The organism is Paenibacillus wuxiensis, assembly GCF_040195695.1.
GTDB classification, from domain to species: Bacteria; Bacillota; Bacilli; order Paenibacillales; family Paenibacillaceae; genus Paenibacillus_B; species Paenibacillus_B suaedae.
Window position 1 is genome coordinate 22,832 of record NZ_JBEFZI010000021.1, and the last position, 6,338, is coordinate 29,169.

Genomic DNA, 6,338 nt, shown 5'->3' on the forward strand with positions numbered 1-6,338 from the left:
TCGTGATACTAGATCGAATATCTCTATCCTTTCTGACCCGATCCTGGTATCAACAATCAATAACTTGTGTAAGGCTAAGCCCAAGAATCAATGGGACATTATGAAGTAATCGCTATCCTCATTCCCCTACTCCTCTACTCTTCTAATTTCTCCCTTCTTCCTGCAACCCCTCTCCCAATCTTCCAGCCGCCAATCTTCTGCTGCTCATGCCATAGGCGATAGTACGTGCCTTCATGCGCAAGCAATTCTTCATGTGTGCCTTGCTCCGCAACCCGACCCTGCTCCAGCACAACGATGTTATCCGCTCCGCGGATCGTCTTCAGGCGGTGAGCGATGACGAGCACCGTCTTGCGCTGCGTCAGCTTCTTAATCGCGCGCTGCAAATGCATCTCGTTCTCCGGATCCAGCGAGGCCGTCGCTTCATCTAGAATGATAATTGGCGCGTCCTTGAGAATGGCTCTAGCGATCGCAATTCGCTGCTTTTCTCCTCCTGACAGCATTGCTCCGCCTTCTCCAGCAATCGTAGCGTAACCACGCGGAAGCTTCATAATGAAGTCATGGCAATAAGCCTCCTTAGCTGCCTTCACCACTTCCTCATCCGATGCATCTAGCTTGCCCATTCGAATATTGCCTGCAATCGTTTCATTGAAGAGATATGGCTGCTGCTGCACCGTACTAATTCGGCTTAACAGTTTCTCGCTTCTTATCGCACGCACATCTATACCGCCAATTTTTACAGATCCCTTCTTCACATCCCAATAACGTGACACCAAGCCCGCTAATGTAGACTTGCCTGCACCGGAAGGCCCAACGATAGCGGTCAGGCTATTTTCGGGTATATGCAAATGAATATCCTGTAACACCTCAGCATCCCCGTGACTGAACGATACATGATCAAATTCAATCTCGAATGATTGCGGAAGCTGGGGCTGTGCAGGCTCTTCCAATGGCTCCTCATCAAAAATGTCCCTGATGCGCTCCCCTGCGGAGGTCATATAGCGAATTTGAATCAGGGAAGCGCCTGCCACACGAAGTGGCTGATAGAACTTCATGCTGACAACCAGAAAAATAAGCAGCACAGAGACATCGATAACCCCGCCTTCCAGAAAGTAGCAGCCCACCATAAGCAGCAGGATAAACCCAAGTTCCAGCACAATGGAGAACAGCATGACAACAGGCGAAGTCATTGCCTCCACTCGTATACTATCATCTCGCAGTCGTGCCATGGCTTGCTCCAATCTCCTAAATCGCTGACCTGTTTGATTGTGAGCCTTCATCAGTCGAATCGTCTGTACATATTCCAATAGACGCGAGTTTACAGCCACTGCTGCTGATTGCCGCTGCTTGCTGCGCTTTGCCATCACTCGCTGCGACCAGAATAATAATGGCAAGGCGAAGGGCACGGATACAAATACAGCGAGCGCTAATCGCCAATCGACAAGCAGCAGGAACAGTGCGCTTACGATGGGCAGTGTAATCGCCCCAATGAATTGATTGAACAGATGCGTCAAGATCATTTCTACTTCATCCACATTGGCCAAGAGCGTGTGACTTATATCCCCTTGATCCTTCCGTGAAAAGTACCCCATCGGCAGCTTGCGCAAATGTTCGCCCAGGCGCAGCCGCACATCCTTCATGATCAATGCGCCTGTACGCTGTGCATCGCTCTGGCCCATACTCGCAAATATCGCTTGGACGCAAAATAACAGCAGCAGAATCGCCAGCCACCAGCCAATTTCCAAGGCCGTAGGCGTACCGTTGAACAAGGATATCAATACCACGAATAGCAGCCCCATTGGCGCGGCATTTGCGACCATTTCCACGATGGTGAAAAGTGTTGCTCGAGTGATTAAGGCTCCCGAACGACCGGTTATGAAGCGTATTGTGTCAAACATAGGCCCCGTCCTTTCCTTCCAGCGACCAATCGTCTGCTTCGCGATGCGCGATCCACATGCCGGCATACAGCGGATTGTGCTCAAGCAGTTCGTCATGCGTGCCCATGCCGGATATGTGTCCGTCCTCCAAGACGACGATACAATCGGCATCTGTTATCGAAGACAGTCGATGCGCGATCACGATGACTGTCCGTTGATGCATCAGTCTGCTTAGTGCATCCTGAATTTTCGCTTCATTTTCCGCATCTGCGAATGCAAAGGCTTCATCTAAAATAAGTATCGGTGCATCCTTCAAAATGGCACGTGCAATCGCGATGCGCTGTCGTTCTCCGCCGCTGATGTGCACGCCGCCCTCTCCAATCAACGTATTGTAGCCGTTTGGCATCGCCATAATGAACTCATGCGCCTGCGCGGCTTTAGCAGCAGATATCAGCTCATCGTCCTGAGCTTCCTCTTTTCCCATTCGCAAATTAGCTGCTACTGTATCACTCACGACGGGAACATCCTGGAACACAAACGACACCATATCCATCAATTGCTCTGGTGGGATCGAGCGGATATCAATCCCGCCAATCTGAATCGCTCCACTTGAAACCTCGTAAAAACGTGCGATTAATTGAGCTGCTGTTGACTTGCCCGCTCCTGAAGGCCCAACGAGTGCGGTCACCTTACCATGCTCTGCCGTAAAATGAATGCCTTGCAGCACTTCCCGGTTCTCATACGCAAACGTGACATTTTGAAAGGAAATATCGAATCGGGTGGTTGGCATGTTCCCCGTGCAGACGGTCATGGAGGATGACAGCTCCTCTTCTGCTAACAGCTGTTGAATACGCCGAACCCCTTCCATGTTGTTCTGCATCATATGAGCCAAGGTAGAAATCTGGCGCAGCGGTGCAGTTAATCCGACACCGAGCAGCAGAAACAATACAAGCACAGGGAAGGTTACACTTCCTTGACCGTACAACCAAGCTCCCAACGGCATAATAAACAGCAATCCCGATTCCAATAGAAGCAGGAACAGCGTATACAGCGGCGTTTTTTTACGGGCAATCTCGCCCCATAAGGCCGCATAGCTTTCAACAGAGTTGCGATAGCGGGCGAAGGAATGTACGGTTTGATTAAACGATTTAATGACAGGCATCGCATGGATAAACTCAACAATCGCGCCGTTCATCGTTTCCGATAAATGATGCATTTGTTTCATATCCTCTGAGCGTCTTCCACGCAAAAATATAATGCCCTGAACCGCATAAGCTGCTGGAATCGGCAGCAAGGCGGCGATCGCAAGCCTCCAGTCCACATTGAATAAGTAGGCTATCGTTAACAATGGTGCCACAAGGGAAGCCGTCAAATCCGGAAGATGGTGAGCGATGAAAGACTCAATTCGCTCCACATCATCGGCTACGATTTTTTTTACACGTCCAGAGTGCTGTTCATTGAAAAAGCCAAGCGGCAGTTTGCCGAGCTTATCGACCAAGCGCACACGCAAATCATAAAGCACATGAAATGCTGCGGCATGCGCCAGCATCGTCGAAGCCCCCATCAAGATGAATCGCAGCAATATCGAAATAAAGGCCATAAGAATGAGCCAACGTATGTCGTGCCACTCCACAGTCGAGCGCAGCAAGAGATCCGTGATGCGGAACACAAGCACGTACGGAACCAAAGCAAATACAGCGCCTGCCGCGGAGCAGATACAGGAGGCGATTAATTTAACGCGCTGCTTCTGTACCAGCCGCAGCATAAACGGCAATGGTGTCGTTGCCATGATGCAGCATCTCCCTTCCTTATTCCAAACGTCAATCTAAAACGAACAGCGAATAACTGGAACTATGGATCCATCTAATCTTACTGATCCTTTTTCCCCATAGCTTGCATGATCTCTTCGATCCCGTCGATCTTCGCCAATGCCATTGGCCCAGGCAGTGAAGGGTCTGCAAGCTCATACACCCGGTTGTTCTTGACGGCATTCATGCTGTTCCACACCTTGCTGATCTTCATCGCTTCCCTAACACCGCCTTGGATCGGATTCTGCCAGTTGTTGATGACGAACAAGTGATCCGGGTTCAAGGCAGCAAGGCTTTCAAGCGTTATCTGTCCGTTCGCTTGTGCAGCTTCTACCGGCTTCAATCCAAGCCCCTTATAGAACGGATCAAATCGCCCGTCATTCCACATGACAAACATCTCTTTGCCGCTATACATCGTAAATAGAACGGACTCATTCTGGCGGAACGCCAGTTTTTCCTTATACTCCGCGCTCTTGTAATCGAATTCCGCGAGCACCTGCTCAGCCTTCTCCTCCTCGCCAATGACTTCAGCAATTTGCTTCAGCGTTTCTCGCCATTCTCCAGCCTGCGGGAAAATAACCGTCGGGGCGATCTGCGACAATCGCTCATACTGCTCTTTCATATCATCTGCCGCTATGATCAAATCCGGCTGAACCGCCAGCAGCTTCTCGAGATTGGTCTCCATACCCAAGTCCTGAATTCCTTTGCCCGCAATTCGCTTGCTCAAGCTGGGGAAATTTCGCTCAATAATCTCAATTCCTTGACCGGCAATCGGATACGTGTCCAATACGGCCATATAATCGACAAAGGATATATAAGGTGTTGCGATCTTAAGCGGCTTGGATTCCACGATCGTCTTGCCGGACAAATGTGTAATCGTTCGCGGGTACGCTGCCGCTGATGCTGCTTTATTGCCCGCAGCTGTCTGCTGTACCACTTCTTTCTCTTTGTCTGCATTTTCCTTGGCATCATGATTGCCGCATCCTGTAATCAGCAGCAGACATGCACATAACATTACCGTGAATCGTTTCATTGTGTTCATCTTCTCTACTTCCCCTTTGCGAGTTCTAAAACTGATCGACGACAGTAGTGAGAACCATTATCAATAGATTCATGTTACTACCTGCGGTTTCTTCCTGACCACCAGTAAACGGAGTAGTTTGGCGGTTGTACGGATAATGGCGACAAAAAAACTGCCCCACATGAGAGCAGTCATAATTTTATATGTAGAACATGTATTTCGTTTATAATCTTCCCAAGTATTCTTTCATTGAAAATGCTGCCTGCCGACTAAAAACAGAAACAAAATCCATGTCATCGACATTTACCTGCTCAAATTCTGACGGGGCTCCAACATAACCAAGGGGCGTAATCTGTCTCGCGATATCCCCGCCATGCTGCCATTTTTTCAACTCCTCATAAGTAAGATTCGTAGCTTCCAATTCCTTTGCCAACTGAACATCCACTAAACTCGGAAAGTACTTCATCATCATTGCCGTTCCGCCAGCCCCTGCGTGGACATCAACATATTGGGGCTGCGGAGATGCTGGCAAGTCTACATGAAAGATAAGAAAGTTCTTGTTATCTTGATCAATCTGCAGCTCATTGGCAACCCAATGAGAAATGACAGATCGAACATCAAGCCCCAACTGTTCTCGCCCTTCCGCAATCGCTTCGTAAAGGGCGATCCCATTCTGATGATCACCATGTATATCTATAAGAAAAACATGTTTTACGTTCCAACGGTGCAAACAAGCAAAGATATCAAAAAGGACATGCTTCATCGTTTCTTTTCGAGTTGTAAAGGAGCCTGGGAATCCCCCTGTCACATGATTGATTCCCCAATAAAATGGAGGAGCAATGATGCTTTCGATTTCCGATTTCTCTAGTTCATGCTTTATCTTTTTGCAAATAAGATGGCTTACGTAAATATCGGTTCCTGTAGCCAAATGAGGCCCTTGTTGTTCAATGACACCCGAGGGAAGCAGCACAATCGCCCCCTTTTGAATACTGCTCTCAATTTCTGTCCACGCCATATCCGCCATCGTGTCTTCGAAAATAGAATACATGGAAGATCCCTCCCGATCATTATGTATGTATTGTATGGAAAAACCAGAAAATAACAAGTCTATATTTGGAAGAAAACATTTGGTAAACTTAGATTGAAATAAGAGAGTAAAACGTTGTACATATTCCAATTTCGCTCGTAGCAATTTGCACACTAACATTACAACTACCCATCGAAACATAAAAAACCGCCCCATATGGAGCGGTTTTTGTGTTGGAATGGTGTCATGCGCTTATGACAAGCCTTGTCGATTATTCCTTCAGTAGCTGCCAGAAAGTATCTGGAGCGAACTGCTTATCGGTGCTATTGCTAGGGTCACAGCTGTAAATAAAGACGATACAGCATTCGTGCGGCTTCCCCGCGCGTAACCGCCTCGCGTGCTTTAATCTGTTTATCGGCAGGAACATCGATCAGGCGCTGCTTCACAGCCAAGGACATTGTGGGCTTAGCCCACTTGGATACTGTTTCTTTATCTACAAATCGATTTAAGTACTCCTCCGGATTCGAAGGATAATAATAATGCTTCCTCTCATGCAGGAATCTTGCGCCAATAGCGGTCATTTCTTGCCGCTCTATCGTACGATCCGG

Annotated in this window: 5 protein-coding genes; all 5 read right to left on the reverse strand. The window is 48.3% G+C overall.

Features of this window, described 5'->3' with window-relative positions; genetic code table 11:
* Nucleotides 1–134: 134 nt before the first annotated feature.
* Nucleotides 135–1,895: an ABC transporter ATP-binding protein gene (locus ABN764_RS29110; protein ID WP_446673827.1), complete on the reverse strand. Its 1,761-nt coding sequence runs from the start codon at nucleotides 1,893–1,895 to the stop codon at nucleotides 135–137.
* Nucleotides 1,888–3,663, reverse strand: a complete 1,776-nt coding sequence (locus tag ABN764_RS29115; RefSeq protein ID WP_446673828.1) for an ABC transporter ATP-binding protein — start codon at nucleotides 3,661–3,663, stop codon at nucleotides 1,888–1,890. The genes ABN764_RS29110 and ABN764_RS29115 overlap by 8 nt, the downstream gene beginning before the upstream one ends.
* Before the next feature lie 80 nt (nucleotides 3,664–3,743).
* Nucleotides 3,744–4,724 (reverse strand): ABC transporter substrate-binding protein, encoded by a 981-nt coding sequence (locus ABN764_RS29120; RefSeq protein WP_446673829.1) that lies wholly within the window; start codon nucleotides 4,722–4,724, stop codon nucleotides 3,744–3,746.
* Nucleotides 4,725–4,926: 202 nt separating this feature from the next.
* Nucleotides 4,927–5,880, reverse strand: a complete 954-nt coding sequence (locus ABN764_RS29125) for a creatininase family protein (protein WP_446673830.1) — start codon at nucleotides 5,878–5,880, stop codon at nucleotides 4,927–4,929.
* Between the two features lie 185 nt (nucleotides 5,881–6,065).
* On the reverse strand, nucleotides 6,066–6,338 hold a 273-nt coding region (locus ABN764_RS29130; RefSeq protein ID WP_446673831.1), incomplete at its 5' end, for an S-layer homology domain-containing protein.

What these genes read in the sequence shown, in the direction of transcription:
- ABN764_RS29110 (WP_446673827.1), bottom strand. Translation starts at nt 1,895, where the DNA reads ATGTTTGACACAATACGCTTCATAACCGGTCGTTCGGGAGCCTTAATC.
- ABN764_RS29115 (WP_446673828.1), bottom strand. Translation starts at nt 3,663, where the DNA reads ATGGCAACGACACCATTGCCGTTTATGCTGCGGCTGGTACAGAAGCAG.
- ABN764_RS29120 (WP_446673829.1), bottom strand. Translation starts at nt 4,724, where the DNA reads ATGAACACAATGAAACGATTCACGGTAATGTTATGTGCATGTCTGCTG.